Source organism: Acidimicrobiales bacterium, from assembly GCA_016794585.1.
GTDB lineage: Bacteria > Actinomycetota > Acidimicrobiia > Acidimicrobiales > DATDAH01 > JAEUJM01.
Window position 1 is genome coordinate 86,888 of the sequence record JAEUJM010000031.1, and the last position, 21,690, is coordinate 108,577.

A 21,690-nucleotide genomic window follows, 5' to 3' on the forward strand; every position below is an offset into this window, starting at 1 on the left:
CCTCACCCTGGGCCCATGACTGCTTCCCCCTCCCCCTCCTCCCGTTCCCTCCGACCCGCCGGTGCGACGTCGGTTGCCCTGATGCTGGTCGCCGCCCTCGCCCTGCTGGTCGGCCTCACGGCGCCGGCCGGCGCCGTCACCGGAGGCTCACCCGATCCCGCGGGCGGCGGCGCCCCCGAGGTGGTCGGCGGCCAGGCGGCGGTGGCCGGCGAGTTCCCGTACCAGGTCGGGCTGCTCGACCGCTACGAGCCCGACACCTACTACGCCCAGTTCTGCGGCGGGTCGCTCGTCGGCCGGTCGACGGTCCTCACCGCCGCCCACTGCGTCGAGGACATGGTGGCCGCCGACCTCGACGTCCTGGTGCGCGCCACCCGGCTGAACAACAGCGGTGTGCGCAAGCCGGTCGCCAGGATCATTCGCCACCCCCGCTACAACTCGAACACGTCGGCCTACGACTTCGCGCTCCTCAAACTGGGCTCGCCGGTCACCAACTTCTCCGGCGGGCGGGCGGGGCTCATCCCCGTCGTCGCTCCCAACCAGGCGGCGCTCTGGTCACCCGGTCGGACCGCGACCGTCACCGGGTGGGGCCTCACCTCCGACGGCGGCGATGCCAGCGCCGTCCTGCGCAAGGTGACGGTCCCCGTGGTCTCCGACAGCGCCTGCCGCGGGTCCTATGGGAGCGAGATGATCTCCTCGGTCATGGTGTGCGCGGGCCAGGCGGGGCGGGACTCCTGCCAGGGCGACAGCGGGGGCCCGCTGGCGGTGCGCAACGGCGGCGGCTGGGTCCAGATCGGCGTCGTGAGCTGGGGCTACGGCTGCGGCGATCCGAACTACCCCGGCGTCTACAGCGAGGTGGCGGCAGTCCGCCCCTGGATCCTCACCAACCTCACCTGACGCCGGCGAGCGTCTCCGGCCGGCGGGTCGGCCGGCGCTGGCCCCGGTCGGCGCGTCGACCGGCGGGCCGGAGCGCCGGGCCGGTCGGCACGTCGACACGTCGGTGAGTCGGGCCGGTCGGTGGGTTCGGTCGGTCGGCACGTCGGCACGTCGGTGAGTCGGGCCGGTCGGTGGGTTCGGTCGGTCGGCGCCCGGCTCGGCACACGAACGTGACGGGCGGCGGTGACCCTGGACGGAGAGCCCGCCCCCGGCTCGTCGTCGAAGCCGGCCGCGTCGGCCTCGCGGGCCGCCCGCCACCCGGGTCCGGATCCAGGTCAGCCGAGGTCGGCGAGGCGGCGGCGCAGGAGGCGGCGCTCGGCGTCGGTGGGCGCCGCCTCGACCGCGAGGCCGAGGGCGTCGCGGGCGTCGTCGAACGGTCGAGGCGGCGGAGCATCACGGCCCGGGCGGCGTGCCAGAGGTGCGAGCGGGCGGGCGGCTCGACCCGGTCGAGGACGGCGAGGCCGGCGGCGGGCCCGTCCACCTCGGCGCGGGCCACGGCGGCGTTCATCTCGACCACCGGGTTGGGGTGGACGTCGACCAACAGGCGGTAGAGCCGGTCGATCTCGACCCAGTCGGTGGCCTCCGGCGTCGGCGCCGTCGCGTGGCACGCGGCGATGGCGGCCTGGAGCTGGTACGGGTCGGCCACGCCCTCGGACAGGTCGAGGGAGCGCTCGAGGAGCTGAAGTCCCTCGGCGACGGCGGCGTGGTCCCACCGGGTGCGGTCCTGATCGGCGAGCAGCACCACGTCCCCGGCGCCGTCGAACCGGCTGGCCCGACGGGCGTCGGTCAGGAGCAGCAGCGCAAGCAGCCCGAGCGCCGACGGCTCGTCGGGCAGGAGGTCGGCGACGAGCCGGCCGGGGCGAATGGCTTCCTCGCAGAGGTCCGCCCGCACAGGGTCGCCGCTCCCTGCGGAATGCCCCGCGGTGTAGACGAGGTGGACCACGGCGCTCACACCGCTGAGCCGGGCGGGAAGCTCGGCGGCATCGGGGATGCGGAACGGGATCTGGGCGACGGCGATCTTCTTCTTGGCGCGGGTGAGGCGCTTGCCCATCGTCGCTTCCGGCACCAGCAGCACCCGAGCGACCTCGGCGGTCGGCAGTCCGCACAAGGTGCGCAGGGCCAGGGCCACCCGGGTGTCGAGCTCGAGCGCCGGATGGCAGCAGGTGAAGATCAGGCGCAGCTGGTCGTCGCGCACCACCGAAGGCGGCGGGATGTCCGGCGCCACCTGGGCGGCGAGGGCGGCGGCTCGCTCTTCCTTGTCGCGGCGGCTGCCCTCGCGCCGAGCCAGGTCGAGTGCCTTGCGTCGGGCGGCGACGTAGAGCCAGGCCGCGGGATCGTCGGGGACGCCGAGCCGCGCCCACACCTCCAGCGCGGCGACGGCGGCGTCCTGGGTCGCCTCCTCGGCGACGTCCAGATCGCCCAGGCTCCGGGCGAGGACGGCGACGATGCGACGGCCGTCCTCCCGGAGCACCTCGTCGAGCGACTGCTCGGGCGTCGCGCTCTCTCTGGGTGGACGCGGTGTCACCGGGAGCCCGGGCTCGACATCCCCGGTGGGCAGGCCGGCGGGCATGACCGGCGAGCCAGGCGGTACAGCGGACGAGGCGCCGTCGGCGGCGACGGACGCCCGGTGCGGCCGGCGGCGCTCGAGCCCGGCTGGCGGGCGCCGGAGCCTCGAGGGTCGGCGCGGCCGGAGCCCCGCGGGTCGGCGGTCACGGTGTCCCGATCCCGTCCGACCCGCTGGCTCAGCTCGCCCGTCGCCCGTCAGCCCATCATCGGGATGACGGGGCGGACCTCGACGGCGCCGTCCCAGGCCGCCGGGATCTGCGCGGCCAAGGCGATCGCCTCGTCGAGGTCCGCGCACTCGAGGAGGAAGAAGCCGCCGAGGACCTCCTTGGTCTCGGCGTAGGGGCCGTCACTCGTCACGACCTCGCCGCCGCGGGCGCCGACGACGCGCACGGTCGTGGCGGTGGCGGTGGGGAAGAGGGCGGCGCCGCCGCGGATGTGGGCGGCGGCGATCTCACCGAACTTGTTGTACTCGGCCGTGGTGCCGGCCTCTTCGGGCGACGACCAGTCGGCGTCACGGGTGTAGGTGATGGCGGCGTACTGCGGCATGGCGGTGTCTCCTCGGTTGCGGCCGGCGCTGATCGCCAGTCTCATCGGAGAGACGATCTGGGTGTCGACAAAAGGACACGCCTTCTTCGATTTCTCCCGCGATGCTCTTCGCCCGTCCTCGGCGGCAGTGGCGGCGGGGTCCCTGGCGGAGATGCGCCGGCGGCGCCCCGGCGCACCCGCGATACTCCAACCATGACCGTGCCCGCCCCGGACCCGGCGGCTCCCAGCCCGGGGCCGGCGCCAGTCAGCGGTGTGTCCCACCTCCAACTCGTGGTGGGCGACGTCGCTGTCTGCCGCGACTGGTGGACGAACGTCCTCGGGATGCAGACCCTCTACGAGGGGGACACTGGGGATGTGGTGGCGCTGCGCCACCGCCCGAGCAACGTGGTGATCGTGTTGTCGGCTCGGGCCGAGGGCTCCGCCGGCGCCGGGGACCGCCTCGACCACGTGGCCTTCGCCGTGCCCGACCGCGCCACGCTCGACACCTGGGTGGCGCGCCTCGACGAGCTCGGCATCGCCCATCCGGGGGTGATCGACGAGCTCGGCAACCACTCGCTGCAGCTGGTCGACCCCGACGGCATCAACGTCGAGCTGGTGGCGCCCCCCGACCGCCCCTGAACCGTCCGGCGGCGGGCCGGCGGCGGACCGGCGTGCCGGCGGCTGTGTTCTGGGAAGGCTGACGCCGCCACCACCGGCTTCACGCCTCCGAGAACCAGCCCGCCCCACGGCGCAGGGACGAAGCCGAGTCGGCACCTCCGCTTCTCGGAACGCTCAGGCCGCCGACGCCGGCTTCACGCCTCCGAGAACCAGCCCGCCCGACGGCCCAGGGACGAGGGCGAGTCGGCACCTCCGCTTCTCGGAACGCTCAGGCCGCCGACGCCGGCTTCACGCCTCCGAGAACCAGCCCGCCCGACGGCTCCCGTCCCGGGAGCACGCGGCCCGGGTCCTCAGAGCCGTCGATCGGCCGCGCCGCTCCTGGGGGCGGTGGCGGGTCGTCCGGGCGCGACCCGACACCGTGGCATTCAGGCCCAGCCGCCGGCGTAGGCCGTGAACTGCCCGGTGGTGAAGCCGCTGGTGCCGTCGAGGTAGGGCAGGCAGAAGGCGGCGAACTCTTCCATGGTGCCGAGGCGGCGCATCGGCACCTGGGCCTCGACCTTGGCGCGGACCTCGGGGTCGGTGGCGCCGGTGGCCCGGAGGAACTCGGGGAAGTCCATGAAGTTGGTGCCGACGGCGTTCACCTGAACGCCGGTGCGGGCGACCTCGTCGGCCACGTTGCGGACCAGGTGGGTGGCCCCCGCTCGCGCCGACGAGTAGAGCGGCGCGCCCGGGGTGGGTCGGGCCGCGGAAGCGCTGGTGATGACCAGGATCTGGCCCCGGCCGGCGGCCACCATCGGGTCCACCGCCGCCTTCAGGAAGTGGTACGGCGCCTCGAGGCAGCCGCGGATCACCTTGTGGAGGTCGTCGATCGTCGAGTGCACGAAGCGGCCGACCACGATCTGGCCCGAGAAGGCCACCGCGGCGTCGACCTTCCCGAAGCGGTCGAGGGCGGCGTCGATCAGTTTCGGAGCAGAGGCCGGATCGGCCAGGTCCCGCACACCGGTGACGACCTCGACCGCCACCCCGGTGGCCTCGAGCTCCTCGGCCAGGCCATCCGCCGGGTCGCCCAGCACGAGATCGTGACCGCGTGCGGCCAGGGCACGGGACAGCGCCGGGCCGACGTAGAAGCCGGAGTCGGCGATGACGGCGACACGACGTTCGTCGGCCTCGGGCGGGGTGGTGACGTCGGCCATGGTGCTCTCCTGGACTCGGCGGCTTGCCCGCAGCCTAGGTTCTGGCAGTCACTGTGTCGATTGTTCGCCGGCGTCGCCAGGTGCTCAGGGGCGACGCCGGTGTCGGGCCACTCGTGGCGTTTTGCCTGAAGTCAGGGCGACGGTCCGCACACCGGCCTCCGGCCCGATGGTCGCGGTCGGACGGTCTCGTGCTCGTGGGCTCAGGCCATCCCGTAGGCGCGCGACGCGTGCAGGCGCAGGACGAGGCGCCCGTCCGCCACCATCGCAGCGCGGTACTCGTCCCAGTCCGGATGCTCGCCCTGCAGCTCCCGGTACAGCTCGACCAACTCGTCCACGGTGGCATCGTCGGGAGCCGCCGCCACCGGGGCCAACTCGGCGTCGCCCTCAATCACCACGTACGACCAGAAGTCGTCCGCGGTCACGTGCAGCGACACCCTCGGGTCCCGGCCGGCGTTCTTGGTCTTCGCCCGATCCGCCGTCACCGAGAGCCGAATGACCCCGTCCTCGCCGAGCCCGTACGAGATGTTGGACAGCTGCGGCCTCCCGTCGGCCTTCAGCGTGACCAGCACCCCACGATGCCTCGACCCGACATACGCCAGCCCCGTCTCGAGATCCATGCCCGGCCCAACCCCCACGGCCCCACCCCGATTCCCGCCCCCCGCCGGCGCTACTGCCCGACGAGCGAACCATCGCCGGAATTTGCGACCCGATCCCTCGACCACTTCCAGAGCGACAGGGGCTCACTCTCAATCTCTTCCGTGACTCCAGGGAGCAGCGCGAGAACGGTGCACGAGAAGAGATCCCACCCGGCCTCGTCCTCCGAGGTTCCGAGAGGTCCGGCCAAGGGGTCCACAGCAACCCGCAGCATGAGCCCTTCGAGCAACGCCGTCAGCACCGCTGCGAGCGCCGGGAATGTGAACGGGGTACGGAGTCGCAGCCCGTAGACCTCGAAGACCGTGCGATAGAACTCGACCCACTCCTGAGCCACTGCTTCGTACTGAGCGGCCAAGCGATGGGCCACGTCTGAGTCGGCGTTCAACCACAGAGCGACCTGCAGTCGGAAGTCCGCGTTCCCGAAGAACTGCTCCGTATTTGCTGCACAAACCGCCTTGATGAGCTCGTGGAGGCTGATGCCGCCCGCCGCCGCTTCGCGTACCTGCGTCTCGATCGAGTCCTGCAGCGAGTAGGGGGCCGGGGACAGGATCTGCCCGAGCAACTCGGCTCGATAGTCGTCCTGGGAGTCCCAGTAGTGATACAGCGCGCCGGTCGAGACGCCAGCGCGCCGGGCGACCTCACTCAGACGGATGTGGTCGAGCAGATCAGAGCTTGGAGCGTTGAGCACCATCGCACGACCGACGTCGAGCAGACGCTGGCGCGAGGCCTGTGACCTCTGCGATCGACCCGACTGTCGCGACACAGCGCGGAGCGTATCGGCGAGCCACCAACTCCGCCTGGAGTAGACGCTCCCTACATCCGCTACCCGAGGCGGTCGCCGATCGAGGCGCGTTGTGGGACTCGGAACACCGGGCCGCGATGGCCGCGAGGCGTGATGAGCCCTGCGAACTCTGCGGCAGGGACCGGCTTCGAGAAGAGGAAGCCCTGGCCGAGGTCACACCCCAGTTCTCGCAGCACCTCCAACTCGGCCTCGGCCTCGATGCCCTCTGCGACCGTGGTTGCCCCGATACGGCGGGAGATGTCGATGATGGCGCGCACCACCGTTGAGTCTTTGGATGCCGAGCCGAGTCCATCGACGAAGCTCCGATCGATCTTGATCACGTCGATCGGGAACCGCTGGATGTAACTCAACGAGGAGTAGCCGGTTCCGAAGTCATCTACAGCGAGCCCCACGCCCAAGGCCCGTAGCTGTTCGAGCCGCTCCTTGCAGCCGCTGCCGTCCTCCACGAGCAGACTCTCTGTGATCTCAATGGTGAGGTTCCCTGGCGGAACGCCAGCCACGGAGATGGCTGTAGCGACCCCCTCGACAACTGACGGGTCGCGGAGCTGAATTGGGGAGAGATTCACATCGAGGGTGAAGTCGCTGCCGACGAGGTCCCTCTCGAGCCAGACCCCCAGTTGCCGAATCGACTCTCGGAGCACCCAAGCACCCATGGGGACGATGAGTCCGGTTTCCTCAGCCAGCGAGATGAAGGCTCCCGGCGCCAAGATGCCACGCTCGGGATGCCGCCACCTGATGAGCGCTTCGGCCCCTCGCAGGGTCTGGCCGTCCATGCCGAGAATGGGCTGGTAGTAGAGGACGAACTCACCGCGGTCGACCGCCCCTTCGAGTGCAGCCCGAAGCTCCATGCGCTCGGCGACGGTCTCGTGCATCTGCTCGCGGAAGACGGCATGAGATCCCTTGCCGTGCAGCTTGGCTGTGTGCATCGCCATGTCCGCATTGCGGATCATGATCTGCGAGGTGCGCTGACCATCTTGACGCCGGGCGATCCCCGCGCTCGCGGAAAGCGTGATGGTGCGACCGCCGAGCATCACCGGGTCCCCGATCGAGTCGAGAAGTCGCTCTGCGATTGCTGTGGCCTCTTGCTCGCTTCCAACAGGTTCGATCATGACTGCGAATTCGTCTGCCCCGAGACGAGCCGCCGAGTCCGAGAGCCGAAGACAATTGCGGATTCGCTCGGCAACGACGACCAGCACCTGGTCACCAACCTCGTGGCCCAGGCTGTCGTTGATGGTCTTGAAGTCGTCGAGATCGATGATCATGACAGCGAGGTTCTCAGGGCTTGCGTTCGGACGGTTGAGCGCCTCGCCGACCACGTTGGCGAAGGCTTCACGATTCGGGAGGCCAGTCAAGGCGTCGTGAAGGGCTTGGTGCTTGAGACTCCGCTCAAGCTCGCGATTGTCAGACACATCACGGGCGTTGAGGACAACGCCTCCCACTGCTGGTTCGGTTCGCAGGTCCGTGAGGGTCAGATCGAGCGTGTGGAGTCGGCCGTAGCGATCGGGCACACGCACCTCGGTCCGCCGTTGCGCGAACTCCGGCGTTGCCCACAGTTCCGAATAGGCCATCTCGGTCGGCTCAGCTTCCTCGAGGAGAGCAAAGGCGCTGGTACTGATGAGTTCCTCAGGCCGGTACCCGAGCGTGGTGGAGACCGACGGACTCAGATATACGAAGTTTCCTTCGCCATCAAGCACGCCGACCACGTCGCTCGAGTTCTGGACGAGTGCGCGGAACCTCGCCTCGCTGTTGGCGAGCTGGCCCTCTGCGGCGCGACGGTCGGTGATGTCTCGAGCGGTGACCACCAGACCTTGGATCTCCTCCTCGGACCGGAGATCTCGTGCGACGACCTCGACCCAACGCACCTCGTTGTCCTCACGTCCGATGCGGAGCTCGATCGGTTCAGAGGTCGACTGCTGCCGAAGCGCGGATCTGAGCATGGATAGGGCTCGCGCCCGGTCACGGTCGTCGACGAAGTCCGTCAGCGCTCGCCCGATGAGGAGGTCGGGCTCGATGCCAAGGAGGTTCCTTGCGGCCGGACTCGTAAAGGCAATTCGAGTCTCGGAGTCGATGACGCACACGAGATCTGAGGAGTTCTCGAACATTGCGCGGTACCGGCGCTCGGTCTGCTGAACGGCGAGATCACGACGAAGCTCAGCACTCTGAAGCGCGAGGCAAGCCTCCCAAGCGATCGAGTCGAGCACCCGTTCCGTTGCTCGGTCGATGTGACCCTCCGCAGTGAGCACAGCCAGCCCACGAATCGAGCCTGCGACGATGAGGGGGAACACCAGGGATTCGGTTCCATCGTCGTCGAAGACGACCTGCTCGGCGCTCAGGGAGAAGCGTCCCGGGAGGCGACAGAGACGGCCGTCCTCCAACTGGCGCAGGATCGCCGGCTCGACGTCGATGGCCAGCAGACCGGGCAGCCTCGCCTCGAGCCAGCCGGCTTCGGTAGACGCGGCGACAGCCAAGCCGTCACCGCGCTCGAGCAGCACCACAGCTCGCACAGGTCGACTCCGCTCAGCAACCTGGACGACTCCGCTCAGCACCGCCTGGGCAATCTCATCGGATTCGGCCGCGCTGACGAGGCGTTCGGCGGTCGCCGCTCGAATCCGCTCCCTCGCCACACTCCGCTCGTTGGCTCTGACCAGGTCCACCATCCTCGCGAGCACGAGCAGGGCCACGATCGCTGATCCCACGGAGGTCAGGACGATCTGGAGGTCATGGTGCGCTCGGACCTCGATGAAGAGCAGAACCGGCACGACGAGCACCGCAGCGATCGAGATCGCCAGTCGACGCTTTGTCAGGCGGGGCTCACGGAGCTCAGGACGATCTGTGAGCCTGCGGACCTCCGGGTGGAGGACGCCGGCGGCGTATGCGATGAAGGCGACAGGGAATGCATAGGAGATCAGCCATCCCGCCTGCTCCACCCCCATGTCGTGCAGGATCGCTCCTGTGTCGATCACAAACAGAACGAACATGCTGAGAGCAAGCAGGTAGTAGCTCGGATTGCGCTTACCTGGGCCCACTGCCATGAGCGCGGTCGCAACAACCAGCGCGATCGTGATCGCCGAATAGGCGCCGTCGAGAACGCGCACGTCGACGGGGACCGAGCCGTCCATCAGGAACGGAGTCACTCCGAGGGCCCAGAAGGGCAGTCCGATGAGTGCCCCGAGGAGCAGTGCATCGAGCACATCGGCGCGGTTGTTCTCATGGCGCCGGGCCCGGGCAAGCTCGAGCTGTCCAAAGAAGATGAAGATGTAACCCGCCATCACGACCATGTCGGCGGGGGACGGGAAGGGGAACGGATCGTCGACGATGGCTCCGTGGATCCCACGCACCAGGACCCCCACCACGAAGCAGACAAGCCCGAGGTAGAGAGACAGCCACACGCGCCGCTGTCGACGGTCGATGTTCTTGCGCAACCCCAGACCCGCCAGCACGGTGCACACGAAGGCGATCAGGAGCCCCAAGCTGAGCCGACCGTCCTCGGTCAGGAACGGCAGCAGCAGACACGCGCCGAGGCCGGCGGTCATCGTTGCGCGCGCGCTGGGAAGCCTCATCCCCTCTGAGGTCGGCCCAAGTACCGCCGGTGTGAGGTTCTCACCACCCCCTGAACGGGGTGGTGAAGCTGATCTCCGGGGCCTGGTCAGACCATCGGGTGACGCAACCTGCTAGGAGTTGGCTGCGGAACCCTCGGTCGTAGCCAAGCGCACTTCGTCCCCAAGGCGTTCCTGATCCAGTAGGAGCGGCGGAAGCGACACCTTCCCGGCCACACCCCGACCCCTGAGTATTTCAGCCATCGGACTGCCCTGTGGGTTCCTGACCAAGGCCCGCATGGCTTCGACATTGATAGTCAGGGGTCGGCTCTCGGGAGAGTCCAGATAGGAGGCCGCTGGAAGATCGCAGATGACTTCACACGGGGTACCCAAGGCCCAGCACAGTTCAATGAAATTCACGTCACCGATACCGATGACATTGTGGATCTCCTTCTGGAGACAGAACCAGTAGAGCCCATGAAAGAGCGCCGGGCTCACAACTCCCGCCCGATACTCGGGGAGAACGGCAATCGTCGCCTGATCAAGCGTGACCTCTGGCCTTAGCTCGATCTTATGAAATGCTTCGATATCGGCGATCTCGACGCCCCATTCGGGGCGAGCCGCCATATCAGACAAAGACTTGAATCCGCGCTCTGAGTGAAGAATGAGTCGTGTGCTGCCAGCGGGCATCGACCGTTCATGGTCGATGACGACGATGTGAGTCGAAGCGTCGTCATACGGGTCATACTCATTGGCCATGAGGGCAGCATCATTGCCAAAGAACTCGGAGAAGACCTGCAGCTCCGTGTACCTCCCGATATCGGCGAAGACACTCTGCCCGTTGATGAGGTACGTTCCGAACGGTCGCTCGTCCCGGTCCGATCGGTCCTGTACAGCCAGGAAAAGCTCCGTCATGCGCTGGACATCGTCATGACGCAGATAGGGATCTCGAGCAGTTGAAGGAAACTCGTCGAACTCGAGATCAGTCGCTCCAAAGTACGCCGCGGTAAACCGCGCCGCCTCGAGTGGATCGAACTCCTTGCACGTGTAGATGTCGACACTGAAGAACGGTCGGGGTTCGTCCCACGCGTAGAAGTGAGCGCCCGACGTCTCCCAATGAATCCAGCCCGCCCAGCCGTATCGGTCCGACTGGTGGGTGACAGGGTCCAGAAGCGTCGTCATGCCAAGCACGTCGGAGAGCTGGGCAAGGTAGGTCCTGATCGTGGCGGCAGCGATCGGAGACTCGACGTGGCCTTCGATGACCATCCGCTGCCGGTGGATGGTGGGAGCGAGATCCTTCACGCCGATTCCTCTGTTCGTGTGGCTCGGAACCGATCCCCGAGACTCGACCGGCGAGTCGCTACGTCAGGCATAGAGGGAGTCGATCTCTTCGGCGTACTTGGAGTGGATGCCGCGGCGCTTGAGCTTGCTGGTCGGCGTCAGCTCCTCCGAGTCGGGGAGCCACTCCTCGGCGAGGATCGTGATCTTCTTGACGCGCTCGGCGTTGTTGAACTGGGCCATGACATCCCTGAGGCCACGGTCGACCTCGGCCTGGACGTCGGGATTGGCGGCGAGGTCGGCGATGGTGTCGAACTCGATGTCCTGACTGCGCGCCCACGCCGGTGCGGTGTCGGGATCGAGGACCACGAGCGCCGAGACGAAGGGCCGGCGGTCGCCGATGGCGCAGGCCTGGCCGACGAGCGGGATCATCTTCAGCGCCGCCTCGAGGTTCGCGGGGCTGATGTTCTTGCCGCCGGCGGTGACGATCAGCTCCTTCTTGCGGTCGACGATGGTGAAGTAGCCGTCCTCGTCGACGGTGCCGATGTCGCCGGAGTGCAGCCAACCGTCCTCGTCGAGGGCGTCGGCCGTCTTCTCGGGCTCGTTCAGGTAGCCCTGGAAGACGTTGCCGCCCCGGCAGATGATCTCGTTGTCCTCCTCGGCCAGCTTCACTTCGCACCCGGGGATGGCGGGGCCGACGCTGCCGGCCTTCACCTTGTTGGCCGCGAACGTCATCGGGCCGGAGGACTCGGACATGCCGTAGATCTCGGCGAGGGGCACGCCGATGGCCCGGAACCAGGCCAGCAGCTCGGCGGGGATGGGAGCGGCACCCGTGATGGCGATGTCGAGCTCGTCGAGGCCCACCAGGCCGCGCACGCCCTTGAAGGCCACCTCGTCGAGGAAGGCGTACGTCTGCTCCTGCTCCTCGGTGGCCCGGCCCCAGGCCATGGCGTCGACGATGGGCTTGGCCGCCTCGACGGCGTCGTCGAACTGCTTGGCCTTGTCCGGGTCGGCGGCCAGCGCGCCGACCACGCCGGCGTGGATCTTCTCCCAGACCCGGGGCACGCCGAACATCACGTTCGGACGCACCTCACGGGCGTAGGCCGCGATCTGGCCCGGATCGGGGCACGACGTGACCTCGTAGCCCAGCCACGCCGGCTGGTAGTGGCTCGTCATGCGCTCGGCGATGTGGGCCATCGGCAGGTACGAGACGATGCGCTTGCCCAGGTAGCTGTCCAGCTCGAGCGTGCGCCGGAGGCTCTCCACCGTCCAGGCGATGTTGCGGTGGGTGAGCATCACGCCCTTCGGCGGCCCCGTGGTGCCCGAGGTGTAGATGAGGGTGGCGAGGTGGTCGGGCGTGGCGATGGTGGCGGCCGCGTCGAGGTCGACGGGCTCGTGGGCGAGCAGGGAGTCGAAGGTGTGGACGTCAGGCCCCGCGAGCCCGTCGGGGTCGTCGAGGACGATGAGGTGCTCCAGGTCGGGCAGCTCGTCGCGCACCTTCAAGAAGCGCTCCAGGAACCCGATGTCCTCGACGACGGCGACCGTCGCCCCGCAGTGGCCGGTGAGGTAGGCCACCTGCTCCGGCGAGGACGAGTTGTAGATCGAGATCGGGGTGGCCCCACAGAAGTAGGCGGCCATGTCGACCACGTGGAAGCGCGGGATGTTGCGCATCATGACCACGATGCGTGTGCCGTCCCCCACGCCCAGTGCACCGAGGCCGGCGGCGACGCGCGCCACCTGCTCGCCGTACTCGGCGTAGGTGGTCTCGACCCAGCCATCGCCGACCCTCTCGCGGAGAGCGACCAGATCGCCGTGCGCCCTGATGGTGCTCAGGAACGCCGACGAGACGGTCTGGCCCTCGGCCGCGGCGTGGATCTCCTGGTCCGTCACGGTCATCAGTTGCCCCTCCCTGGTGCCAGCTTGACTGATGGGACACCTTTGTAGCCGGTTTTTCCACAGCGTGCCTAAAGATGTGCACTCAGAGTGACGATAATGGCCGCTCTCGGTGTGAAGCGCGGCCCGCCGGGGACGCCCCGGGCCGCATCCGGCGTAGACGCACTATCTTGACCGCACAGTCAAGTTCGGGTCCCAGACCCGGGAGGAAGGAGCCAACACCGTGGCTACCGCAGTGATCGTCGACGCCGTCCGGACCCCCGGCGGCAAGCGCAACGGCAAGCTCTCCGGCTGGCACCCGGCCGATCTGAGCGCCGTGGTCCTCAACGCCCTCGTCGAGCGCAACGACCTCGACCCCGGTCTCGTCGACGACGTGATCATGGGCTGCGTCATGCAGGTCGGGGCCCAGAGCCTCAACGTCGGGCGCAACGCCGTGCTCGCCGCCGGCTGGCCCGAGACCGTTCCCTCCACCTCGATCGATCGCCAGTGCGGGTCGTCGCAGCAGTCGGCCCACTTCGGCGCCCAAGGCGTCATGGCCGGCGCCTACGACATCGTGGTCGCCGCCGGCGTCGAGGTCATGTCCATGGTCCCCATGGGCGCGTCCGCCATGGTCGCCAACGTCGGCTTCCCCTTCGGCCCCGAGATGACGGCCCGCTACGACAAGGTCGGCGGCATCGTCCCCCAGGGCATCTCCGCCGAGCTCATCGCCGAGAAGTGGGGCCTCAGCCGTGAGGACCTCGACACCTACTCGGCCGAGTCGCAGCGCCGCGCCGCCCAGGCCCGCGACGAGGGTCGCTTCGACAACGAGATCATCCCGGTGCAGGCCAAGCCCATCGACAAGGAGACGGGCAAGCTCATCGAGACCGACGAAGTCGTCAGCGCCGACGAGGGCATCCGCGAGGGCACCACGGTCGAGACCCTCGCCAACCTCAAGCCCGCCTTCAAGGAGGACGGCGTCGTCACCGCCGGCAACTCCTCCCAGATCACCGACGGCGCCGCCGCCGTGCTGATCATGAGCGAGGAGAAGGCGAACGAGCTCGGCCTCACGCCGCGGGCCCGCTTCCACACCTTCGCCCTCGCCGGCGTCGACCCGATCACCATGCTGACCGGCCCCATCCCGGCCACCCACAAGGTGCTCGAGCGGGCCGGCCTCACCATGGACGACATCGACCTCACCGAGATCAACGAGGCCTTCGCCTCGGTCGTGCTGGCGTGGGAGAAGGAGCTCCACCCGGACATGTCCAAGGTGAACGTGAACGGCGGCGCCATCGCCCTCGGCCACCCGCTCGGGTGCTCGGGCGCCAAGCTCATGGCGACCCTGCTCAACGAGCTCGAGCGCACCGGCGGCCGCTACGGCCTCCAGACGATGTGCGAGGGCGGCGGCATGGCCAACGCCACCATCATCGAGCGCATCTGAGCCCCGCCAGCGCCTGACCTCCGCCGGTGACGGCGGATCCCGCGACCTCGAGGCAACGGTGCGCCAGCGCCGTTGCCTCGAGCGCGTTCCGACCGGCTTCCGGACGTCACGGCCCCGGGCCGTGAGTTGGGGCGACGTGCCCCACGGGCGAGACTGGAGCCACCATGGATGCCGGCTCGATCGTCCGGGTGGCCATCGCCATCGCCTTCGCCTACGCGATCTGGCGCGCCGGCAAGGCCGTGCTCGGGTCCTTCGCCCGGCCCATCCCCGAGCCGCCGCCGCCCGGCGAGCTGCGAAAGGTGAAGCTCCAGTACCGCTGCGACGTCTGCGGCACCGAGGTGCGCATGACCGCGGCCAACGACCAGATGCCCGAACCGCCCCGCCACTGCCTCGAGGACATGATCCTCGTCACCCCCGTCGATGACCTGTGAGCGACGACCGGTGAGCGACGACCGGTGACCGTCGACCAGCCCCACGTGGTGCTGCGCGCCCACTCCCTCGACGAGCCGGTCGTCCTCGAGCTCATCGGCGAGCTGAACGCCGAGCTCGACGAGATGTATCCCGAGCCGGGCGCCAACCACTTCTCGTTGCCCACCGCCGACGAGTTCCTCGTCGCCTGGGACGGCGAGCAGGCCGTCGGTTGCGGCGCGGTGCGGGTCATCGAGACCGGCGTGGCCGAGATCAAGCGCATGTTCGTGCGGCCCGACCAGCGCGGCCGCCACGTCGGCGGGATGATCCTCCAGTCGCTCGAGGCCACGGCCCGCGGCCTCGGCTGCCACCGCCTCGTCCTCGAGACGGGCAACCGCCAGAATTCGGCGATGGCCCTCTACCTGCGCCACGGCTTCGCCGAGATCCCCTGCTGGGGCGAGTACCTCGACAGCGCCGCCACTAGCACGTGCCTCGGGAAGGACCTGCGCTAGTGGCCGGCCCCGCGGCCCGCAACGGCCGCGACGAGCTCCGCGACCTCGACGACGACCGCTCCGGCGCCGGTGGGCGTCGGGTGGGGCCGTCCCACGTCGCCGTGGCGGTCGCTTCGGTGGTCACCGTCGTCCTGCTCGGGTGGGTGGCGTGGTCCAAGCTCGGAGGCTCGGCCGACGCCTCCACCCCGTACGACACCGACGTCTACGTCGTGCGCAGCGGGGACACCATCTCGTCGGTCGCCACCATGCACGCCGTCACCGCCGACGCCCTCGAACAGGCGAACGACCTCACGTCCACCAGCTCGCTCGCGCCCGGCACCCGGCTCACCGTGCCCCTGCCCGAGCCGAGCGGCTCCTACCCCCAAGGGCTCGAGGGCAACGACGACCTCCTCGCCCTGCGGTCCACCTTCGAGAAGTGGGCCGCCGAGTACGACGTGCCCGCCGTCCTGCTCCAGGCCGACCTGTGGCAGGAGTCCGCCTGGGACAACTCCGCGGTCAGCTCGGACGGCGCCGTGGGCATCGGCCAGCTGCTCCCGAGCACCACGCAGTACATCAACGACACGCTCCTCGACGGAGCCGACCTGGACCCCACCGACCCGTCGGACAACATCCAGCTCTCGGCGGCCTACTTCCAGTACCTGCTCGAAGGCAGCGACGGCAGCTGGGCCGAGGCGCTGGCGTCGTACTTCGCCGGGCCCACGTCGGCGCAGAATTCGGCCTGGGACGCTGCCACCGTCGCCTACGTCACCAAGGGCATGGGCTACCTGGCCGACTTCCAGGACTGACCCCCGGGATCAGGGGGCGTCGACCTCGGCGTCGGCCATGGCCATCCGGCGATCGAGGAGCCGCTCGCTGAAGCCGGCGGCGATGGCCCAGGGGTAGGCCTTCACGCCTCCGAGATCGAGGCCGGCCTGGAGGTCGGACTGCAACACGGTGACCACCGCCACCGCCACCCCGATGCCCAGGACGAGGCGCAGGAAGGTGACGTCGAGCGGGTGGAGGAAGTCGACCACCGCGGCCCGGCCGGTCGCCCGCCGCCAAGGGAGCAGCAGGCTGAGGGCCACCCCGAGGCCGCCCAGGGCGCAGATGGTGAGATAGTTGTCGAGGTTGCGGAGGGCCTCGCCCTCGTCGGCCAGGGAGGTGGCCAGCCACGCCGCCACCGCGCCGCCGGCGATGAGCGCGGCCAACAGGACGCCGATGTGGAACAGCCCGCGCGCGGCCACGCGGGCCCGCTCGTCGTGGGCGATGGCGGCCTCGTCGACCTGCTCACGGGCGGCGGCGAGGTGCAGGCGCACCTTCTCGAGCCGGTCCGACGGCTTGAGGGCACCGAGCTGCTTGGCCAGGCGGCTGGCCTCGGCCTCGGGCAGGTGGGCCCGCGCCGCGTCCTCGATGGCGGCCGCCTCGAGGCCCAGCTCGTCGCGCCCCCGGCCGTCGTAGGACTGGCGGCGGGCGGCGCTCAGGAGGCGGTAGCTCTCGGCCAGCTCGCCGGCGACGAACGCCTGGGTGGCATCGGCCAGCAGCGACTCGGCCGCCACCGCCCACGGGGCGTCGGCCGACCGGGTGCGAGCGGTGAGCGCCTCGAGCTCGCGGGCGAAGAGGCTGAGCTGGGTGCGCAAGCGCGCCTGGTCGGCGGTCTGGTGGGCCATGCCCCGCCGGGACCCTGCCACCTTCGCGCTGAGATCGGCCAGCGAACGACTGGCACCGCGAGCCTGCTCACGGACGGCCGCGGCCAGCGCGTCGCGCCGGTCCTTGCGGTCCCGGCGGGAGCCACCGCCGGGCCGCTCGCCGCGACCGGCACCGGTGGTCCCTCCGTCGTCGTCGGCGGCGGACGCCTGCGCCGTGGCACCCTCGCGCCCGGGGCGGGCGTCCGAGACGGCCACGAGGTCAGGACGGGCGGCCGGGCCGGCGGGATCGCCGGTCTCGGGCACGTCGACGTCGGCAGGACGGGCGGGGTCGGGCATGGAACCTCCGGGGAGCTCGCTCGCAACCTACCCAATGGCCCCCGGCAACGCCGCGATGCCGGGCCGACCGCCCCACTCGAGTTATCCACAGAATCCACAAGGACTTGGGGATTCCCACAGCCTGTGGACAACTCTGGGGAGACTCACACCGATGTAACTTCCCGTCCACCTCGACGTGATCTGCCCGAAACAGTCGACGCGCGGCCGGGCACGCCGGCCGTCTGCGGGTGCGCCGCCCGTCAGTGGTACTGCGTGGCGGTGATGATCCCGCCGAGGATGAGGCCGAGGCCCCCGAGCAGGTACCAGTTGCTCGTGCCCCCGGGCACCAGGCCCAGGTAGTTGCAGAAGATCATCACCATGCCGGCACCGAGCAGCGTGAACATGAGGATCGGGACCCAGCGCGGGCTCACCTTGTACTCGCTCGGCACCGGGGGGGTGTAGCGGCTGGTGGGCGACGGGGTGGTACGCGACGACGTGGCCTTGGGGTTGCCCGAGGCGCTCGCCTTGGCCACCCCCGACGCGCCGCCCTTCGGCGTGACGCGACCACCCGAACCCGAGCCGGAGGACACCTTGCGCTTGGCGGGCTTGGCCATGGCGGGCATCGTAACCGGGCCGGGAATGGATGGCGGAGCGCCTGAGCGGCGCCGGTACGCTCCGGCCCGTGGGAGCACGGGTGCTGGTCATCGACAACTTCGACTCGTTCGTCTACAACCTCGTCCAGTACCTGGGCGAGGCCGGCGCCGAACCGCTCGTGCACCGATCGGACGCCCTCACCCTCGACGAGGCCGAAGCCCTCGAGCCGGACGCCGTGCTCATCAGCCCCGGACCGGGCCGTCCCGAGGATGCCGGGCTCTCCAACGAGGTGATCGAGCACTTCGCCGGCCGGCGCCCCGTGCTCGGCGTGTGCCTCGGCCACCAGTGCATCGGCCAGATCTACGGCGGTGACGTCGTGCGGGCCCCCGAGATCATGCACGGCAAGACCTCCGCCATCCTCCACACCGGCGCCGGCGTGTTCGCCGGCCTGCCCAGCCCCCTCGAGGCCACCCGCTACCACTCGCTCGTGGTCGACCGCGCCTCGGTGCCCGACGTGCTCGAGATCACCGCCGAGACGAGCGACGGCATCGTCATGGGCCTGCGCCACCGCGAGCTCGACGTCGAGGGCGTGCAGTTCCACCCCGAGTCCATCCTCACCCACTCGGGGCACGAGCTCATCGCCAACTTCCTGGCCCGCATCCCCGCCCCCGCCTGAGGGCCAGCGGCCCTACGGGGCGACGGTGACGGTGACCGGGTCGGGTGCGGTCGTCTGGGGCGTCGGCGGGACCGTGACCGGCGGTGACGTCGTGGTGGTCACGCCCTGCGACACCACGATGGTGACGATGCTGCCGGGCGACACGGCGGTGTCGGCCGGCGGCGCCTGGCTGACCACCTTGCCCTCGTCCTCGACGGTCCCCGCCTGACGGGTGACCGACACGACGAGGCCGAGGCCTTCGAGCAGGCCCCGGGCGTCGGCCTCGAGCTGACCGACGACGTTCGGGAGGGTGACGTCGGCGGTGCTCTCGCAGACCGTGAGGGTCACCGTCGAGCCCTCGTCCACCTTGGTGGCCGGGGCGGGGGCCTGGGCCGTGACCGTCCCGGGGGCCACGTCGCAGTCCTGGGTCGTCTCGCGGGCGCTCTCCAGCTTGCGCTGGTCGAGCAGGGCCTCGGCGTCGGCGACCGGGCGGTTGCGCAGGTCCGGCACCGTGACCTCGGCCACCGTCTCGGGGTCGAACACGCCGAGCTGGTCGGCGAAGAACCAGAGACCGAAGCCCAGCGCGCCCAGCAGGATGACGAGGAAGAAGAGGAAGATGCCGGTGCGGCGGGGCGGGTCGGGCACCTCGTCGACCGGGAAGCGAGCGGAATCGGCGTAGCTCGGCACCGGCGCGGCCACCGCGGTGGCCACGGGCGCCGCCGCCGGCAGCTGGGCACCCTCACGGAAGCGGCGCAGGTCCGAGCGCAGGTCCTCGGCGGACGGATACCGCAGGACGGGGTCCTTGGCGAGGAGCTTGAGGGTGATGGCCTCGAGCGCGACCGGGATGGCGGGGTTCATCGACCGCGGCGGCGGGGGCTGCTCCTGCACGTGCTGGTAGGCGATGGCCACCGGCGTCTCACCCGTGAACGGGGGCCGGCCGACCGTCATCTCGTAGAGCACGACACCGAGCGAGTACAGGTCGCTGCGGGGATCGAGTCGCTTGCCCTGGGCCTGCTCGGGAGAGAAGTAGGTGGCGGTGCCCATGACGGTGCCCACCTGGGTGAGCTCGGTGTCGCCGCCGATGGCTTTGGCGATGCCGAAGTCCGTGACCTTCACCTGTCCGCTGGGCTGGGCGATCATCACGTTGCCCGGCTTGATGTCGCGGTGGACGACGCCGTTGCGGTGGGCGAGGGCCAGGGCGGCGGCGATGTCGGTGGCGATGTCGGCCGCCCGATCGGGATGGAGCGGGCCCTCCCCGGCGAGGATCTCGTCGAGGGGCCGGCCCTCGATGTACTCCATCACGATGTAGTAGGTGCCGTCCTCCTCGCCCCAGTCGAACACCGCGACGATGTTCGGGTGGTTGAGGTTGGCGGCGGCCTGGGCCTCACGGCGGAAGCGCTCGACGAAGGTGGGGTCGCCGGCGAAGTCAGCGTTGAGCACCTTCACCGCGACGGGCCGGTCGAGCAACTGGTCGTGGGCCAGGTACACGACGGCCATGCCGCCCCGGCCGAGTTGGCGGTGCAGCTGGTAGCGCCCGTTGAAGACGGGCAACCCGCCGGACTCACTCACGGGCGACAGGTTACCGAGGGGTCACCTCCCGCCCGTAGTCATCCCGCCCGCCAGGTGGGGCCGGGGCTCAGCCGGCGGGCCCCTGGAGGGCCTGCTCGAGGACGGCCCGGGCGATGGGGGCCGCCACCCGGCCGCCGGTGTTCTCGCTGACGCCGGGCTGGTTCTCGACGATCACGGCGATGGCGTACTCCGGCTTCTGCCCGGGCGGCCCCACGAACTCGATCACCCACGTATGCGAGGTGTTGTTCCCGGTCTGGGCCGTACCGCTCTTGCCGCCGACCTCGAAGCCGGGGATCTGCGCGGCGCCGGAAAGGGTGCCGTCGGCGACGACGCCCAGCATGGCCTGGCGCATGGTGGCGGCGGTCTCGGGGCTGATGGGCTGCTTCCACGCGTCGATGGGCTCGTCGTCGACGACCGCCCCCTCGCCGTCGCGGATCTCCTTCATCACGTGGGGGGCCATCATCACGCCGTCGTTGGCCACCGCAGCCGCCACCAGCGCCATCTGGAGGGGGGTGGACGACACGTCGTTCTGGCCGATCGAGGCCTGGGCCAGCGCCGGCAGGTTGTCGGCGAAATCCACGGGGAAGCGGGACTCGACCGCGCCCGGCAGGTCGATCGGGGGCACCTGGTTGAAGCCGAAAGCGGCCGCCCCGTCGACCATGCGATCTGGCCCGAGGGTCTCGACGCCCATGCGGGCGAAGGCCGTGTTGCACGACACCGCGGTGATCGCGAAGAGGGTGCCGCCGCAACTGCTGCCGCCGAAGTTGGACAGCGGACGGGTGGTCTGCGGCGGCGTGTAGGACGACTCGACCGGGTAGCTCGGCTCCTCGGGCGTCACCAGCCCGCTCTGGACGCCGGTTGACCCCGTCACGATCTTGAACGTGGAGCCGGGGAAGAAGACGTTCTGGTACGACGACGCCCGCAGCGGCGAGGTGCCGCTGGCCGGGTCCAGGAAGTTGAACGCCGCCCGGGCCTCCTCACCGTCGTGGCTGCTGAGCGGGTTTGGGTCGTAGGACGGGTAGCTCCACATGGCCACGATGCCGCCCGTGTCGACGTCGAGGACGACGACGGATCCCCGCCGCTGGCCGAGCTGGTCGCGGGCCACCCGCTGCACGTCGTCGCGCAGGGTGAGGGTGACGTTGCCGGTGCGCTCGCGGTCGACGAACAGGTCGGCGAACGAGCGCAGCTCCTGCTCGAAGGTCTGACCTGCGAGCTGCTCGTTGTACTCCCGCTCGACGCCGGTGGCCCGGCCGTTGATGGGGAAGAAGCCGGTGATGTGGCCGAACAGGTCGCCCTCGGGGTACTCCCGCTGGAACTCGAAGCGGTCGTTGCTCGGCACCGAGCGGGCCACCACGACCCCGTCGGCGGTCTCGATGGTCCCCCGCGGCTGGCGCAGCGTCTCGAGGGTGCCGCGGGCGTTGAACTCGTTGTTGTTCAGCGAGTCGGCCTCGAGCACCTGGATGTAGTTCAACATCGCGAACAGGGCGATGTAGCAGGCCAGCAGGAAGATGCCGAGGCGGCGGATGCGCTTGTTCATTGGAGGCGGAGGGTCATGGGAGGCGGAGGGTCATGAGCGCACTCCAGCCAAGCCGATCGC

At 69.8% G+C, this 21,690-nt stretch carries 19 protein-coding genes; 7 read left to right on the forward strand and 12 right to left on the reverse strand.

The window, feature by feature from the left end; genetic code table 11:
* Nucleotides 1-81 precede the first annotated feature (81 nt).
* Nucleotides 82-894, forward strand: coding sequence for a serine protease (locus JNK12_15790; protein ID MBL8777404.1), 813 nt, complete (start codon nt 82-84; stop codon nt 892-894).
* Here the strand turns inward: JNK12_15790 and JNK12_15795 are convergent.
* Together JNK12_15795 and JNK12_15800 are read right to left on the reverse strand one after the other, a co-directional pair.
* On the reverse strand, nt 887-2,503 hold the full coding sequence (locus JNK12_15795) for a sigma-70 family RNA polymerase sigma factor (protein ID MBL8777405.1): 1,617 nt from the start codon (nt 2,501-2,503) through the stop codon (nt 887-889). The genes JNK12_15790 and JNK12_15795 overlap by 8 nt on opposite strands.
* A 191-nt stretch (nt 2,504-2,694) precedes the next feature.
* Complete coding sequence (locus JNK12_15800) at nt 2,695-3,090, reverse strand: YciI family protein (GenBank protein MBL8777406.1); 396 nt, start codon at nt 3,088-3,090, stop codon at nt 2,695-2,697.
* Between the two features lie 147 nt (nt 3,091-3,237).
* Here JNK12_15800 and JNK12_15805 point away from each other — a divergent pair, with 147 nt between their 5' ends.
* Nucleotides 3,238-3,663, forward strand: coding sequence for a VOC family protein (locus tag JNK12_15805; GenBank protein MBL8777407.1), 426 nt, complete (start codon nt 3,238-3,240; stop codon nt 3,661-3,663).
* A 404-nt stretch (nt 3,664-4,067) separates the two neighbouring features.
* Here the strand turns inward: JNK12_15805 and JNK12_15810 are convergent, their stop codons facing one another.
* The 6 genes from JNK12_15810 to JNK12_15835 form a co-directional block, all read right to left on the reverse strand.
* Nucleotides 4,068-4,835: an SDR family oxidoreductase gene (locus JNK12_15810; protein MBL8777408.1), complete on the reverse strand. Its 768-nt coding sequence runs from the start codon at nt 4,833-4,835 to the stop codon at nt 4,068-4,070.
* 200 nt (nt 4,836-5,035) lie between these two features.
* Entirely contained in the window at nt 5,036-5,452 is a 417-nt protein-coding gene (locus tag JNK12_15815) for a PPOX class F420-dependent oxidoreductase (GenBank protein MBL8777409.1), read from the reverse strand.
* 50 nt (nt 5,453-5,502) lie between these two features.
* Nucleotides 5,503-6,252: a TetR/AcrR family transcriptional regulator gene (locus JNK12_15820; protein MBL8777410.1), complete on the reverse strand. Its 750-nt coding sequence runs from the start codon at nt 6,250-6,252 to the stop codon at nt 5,503-5,505.
* 59 nt (nt 6,253-6,311) lie between these two features.
* A complete protein-coding gene (locus JNK12_15825; protein MBL8777411.1) occupies nt 6,312-9,851 on the reverse strand; it encodes an EAL domain-containing protein in 3,540 nt (1,179 codons plus the stop codon).
* 111 nt (nt 9,852-9,962) lie between these two features.
* Nucleotides 9,963-11,129 (reverse strand): S-adenosylmethionine decarboxylase, encoded by a 1,167-nt coding sequence (locus JNK12_15830; GenBank protein ID MBL8777412.1) that lies wholly within the window; start codon nt 11,127-11,129, stop codon nt 9,963-9,965.
* A 63-nt stretch (nt 11,130-11,192) separates the two neighbouring features.
* On the reverse strand, nt 11,193-13,001 hold the full coding sequence (locus tag JNK12_15835) for an AMP-binding protein (protein MBL8777413.1): 1,809 nt from the start codon (nt 12,999-13,001) through the stop codon (nt 11,193-11,195).
* Nucleotides 13,002-13,221: 220 nt separating this feature from the next.
* On the opposite strand from JNK12_15835, the gene JNK12_15840 reads away from it, so the two are divergent.
* The 4 genes from JNK12_15840 to JNK12_15855 all read left to right on the forward strand — a co-directional run bounded on the left by JNK12_15840 (nt 13,222) and on the right by JNK12_15855 (nt 16,120).
* Nucleotides 13,222-14,415 carry a thiolase family protein gene (locus tag JNK12_15840; GenBank protein MBL8777414.1) on the forward strand — a complete coding sequence of 398 codons (1,194 nt, stop codon included), beginning with the start codon at nt 13,222-13,224 and terminating at the stop codon, nt 14,413-14,415.
* A gap of 164 nt (nt 14,416-14,579) precedes the next feature.
* Nucleotides 14,580-14,846, forward strand: a complete 267-nt coding sequence (locus JNK12_15845) for a hypothetical protein (protein ID MBL8777415.1) — start codon at nt 14,580-14,582, stop codon at nt 14,844-14,846.
* Between the two features lie 24 nt (nt 14,847-14,870).
* Nucleotides 14,871-15,335 (forward strand): GNAT family N-acetyltransferase, encoded by a 465-nt coding sequence (locus JNK12_15850; protein ID MBL8777416.1) that lies wholly within the window; start codon nt 14,871-14,873, stop codon nt 15,333-15,335.
* Complete coding sequence (locus tag JNK12_15855) at nt 15,335-16,120, forward strand: transglycosylase SLT domain-containing protein (GenBank protein MBL8777417.1); 786 nt, start codon at nt 15,335-15,337, stop codon at nt 16,118-16,120. Before JNK12_15850 ends, JNK12_15855 begins: the two co-directional genes overlap by 1 nt.
* A gap of 9 nt (nt 16,121-16,129) precedes the next feature.
* Here the strand turns inward: JNK12_15855 and JNK12_15860 are convergent, their stop codons facing one another.
* Both JNK12_15860 and JNK12_15865 read right to left on the reverse strand, forming a co-directional pair.
* Entirely contained in the window at nt 16,130-17,296 is a 1,167-nt protein-coding gene (locus JNK12_15860; protein MBL8777418.1) for a hypothetical protein, read from the reverse strand.
* Nucleotides 17,297-17,535: 239 nt separating this feature from the next.
* Nucleotides 17,536-17,889 (reverse strand): cell division protein CrgA, encoded by a 354-nt coding sequence (locus tag JNK12_15865; protein ID MBL8777419.1) that lies wholly within the window; start codon nt 17,887-17,889, stop codon nt 17,536-17,538.
* 29 nt (nt 17,890-17,918) lie between these two features.
* On the opposite strand from JNK12_15865, the gene JNK12_15870 reads away from it, so the two are divergent.
* Nucleotides 17,919-18,545 (forward strand): aminodeoxychorismate/anthranilate synthase component II, encoded by a 627-nt coding sequence (locus JNK12_15870; GenBank protein ID MBL8777420.1) that lies wholly within the window; start codon nt 17,919-17,921, stop codon nt 18,543-18,545.
* A gap of 12 nt (nt 18,546-18,557) precedes the next feature.
* Here JNK12_15870 and pknB read toward each other — a convergent pair whose 3' ends face one another.
* Nucleotides 18,558-20,093: a Stk1 family PASTA domain-containing Ser/Thr kinase gene (gene pknB, locus JNK12_15875; protein ID MBL8777421.1), complete on the reverse strand. Its 1,536-nt coding sequence runs from the start codon at nt 20,091-20,093 to the stop codon at nt 18,558-18,560.
* A 67-nt stretch (nt 20,094-20,160) separates the two neighbouring features.
* Nucleotides 20,161-21,630, reverse strand: coding sequence for a penicillin-binding protein 2 (locus JNK12_15880; protein ID MBL8777422.1), 1,470 nt, complete (start codon nt 21,628-21,630; stop codon nt 20,161-20,163).
* Nucleotides 21,631-21,690 lie beyond the last annotated feature (60 nt).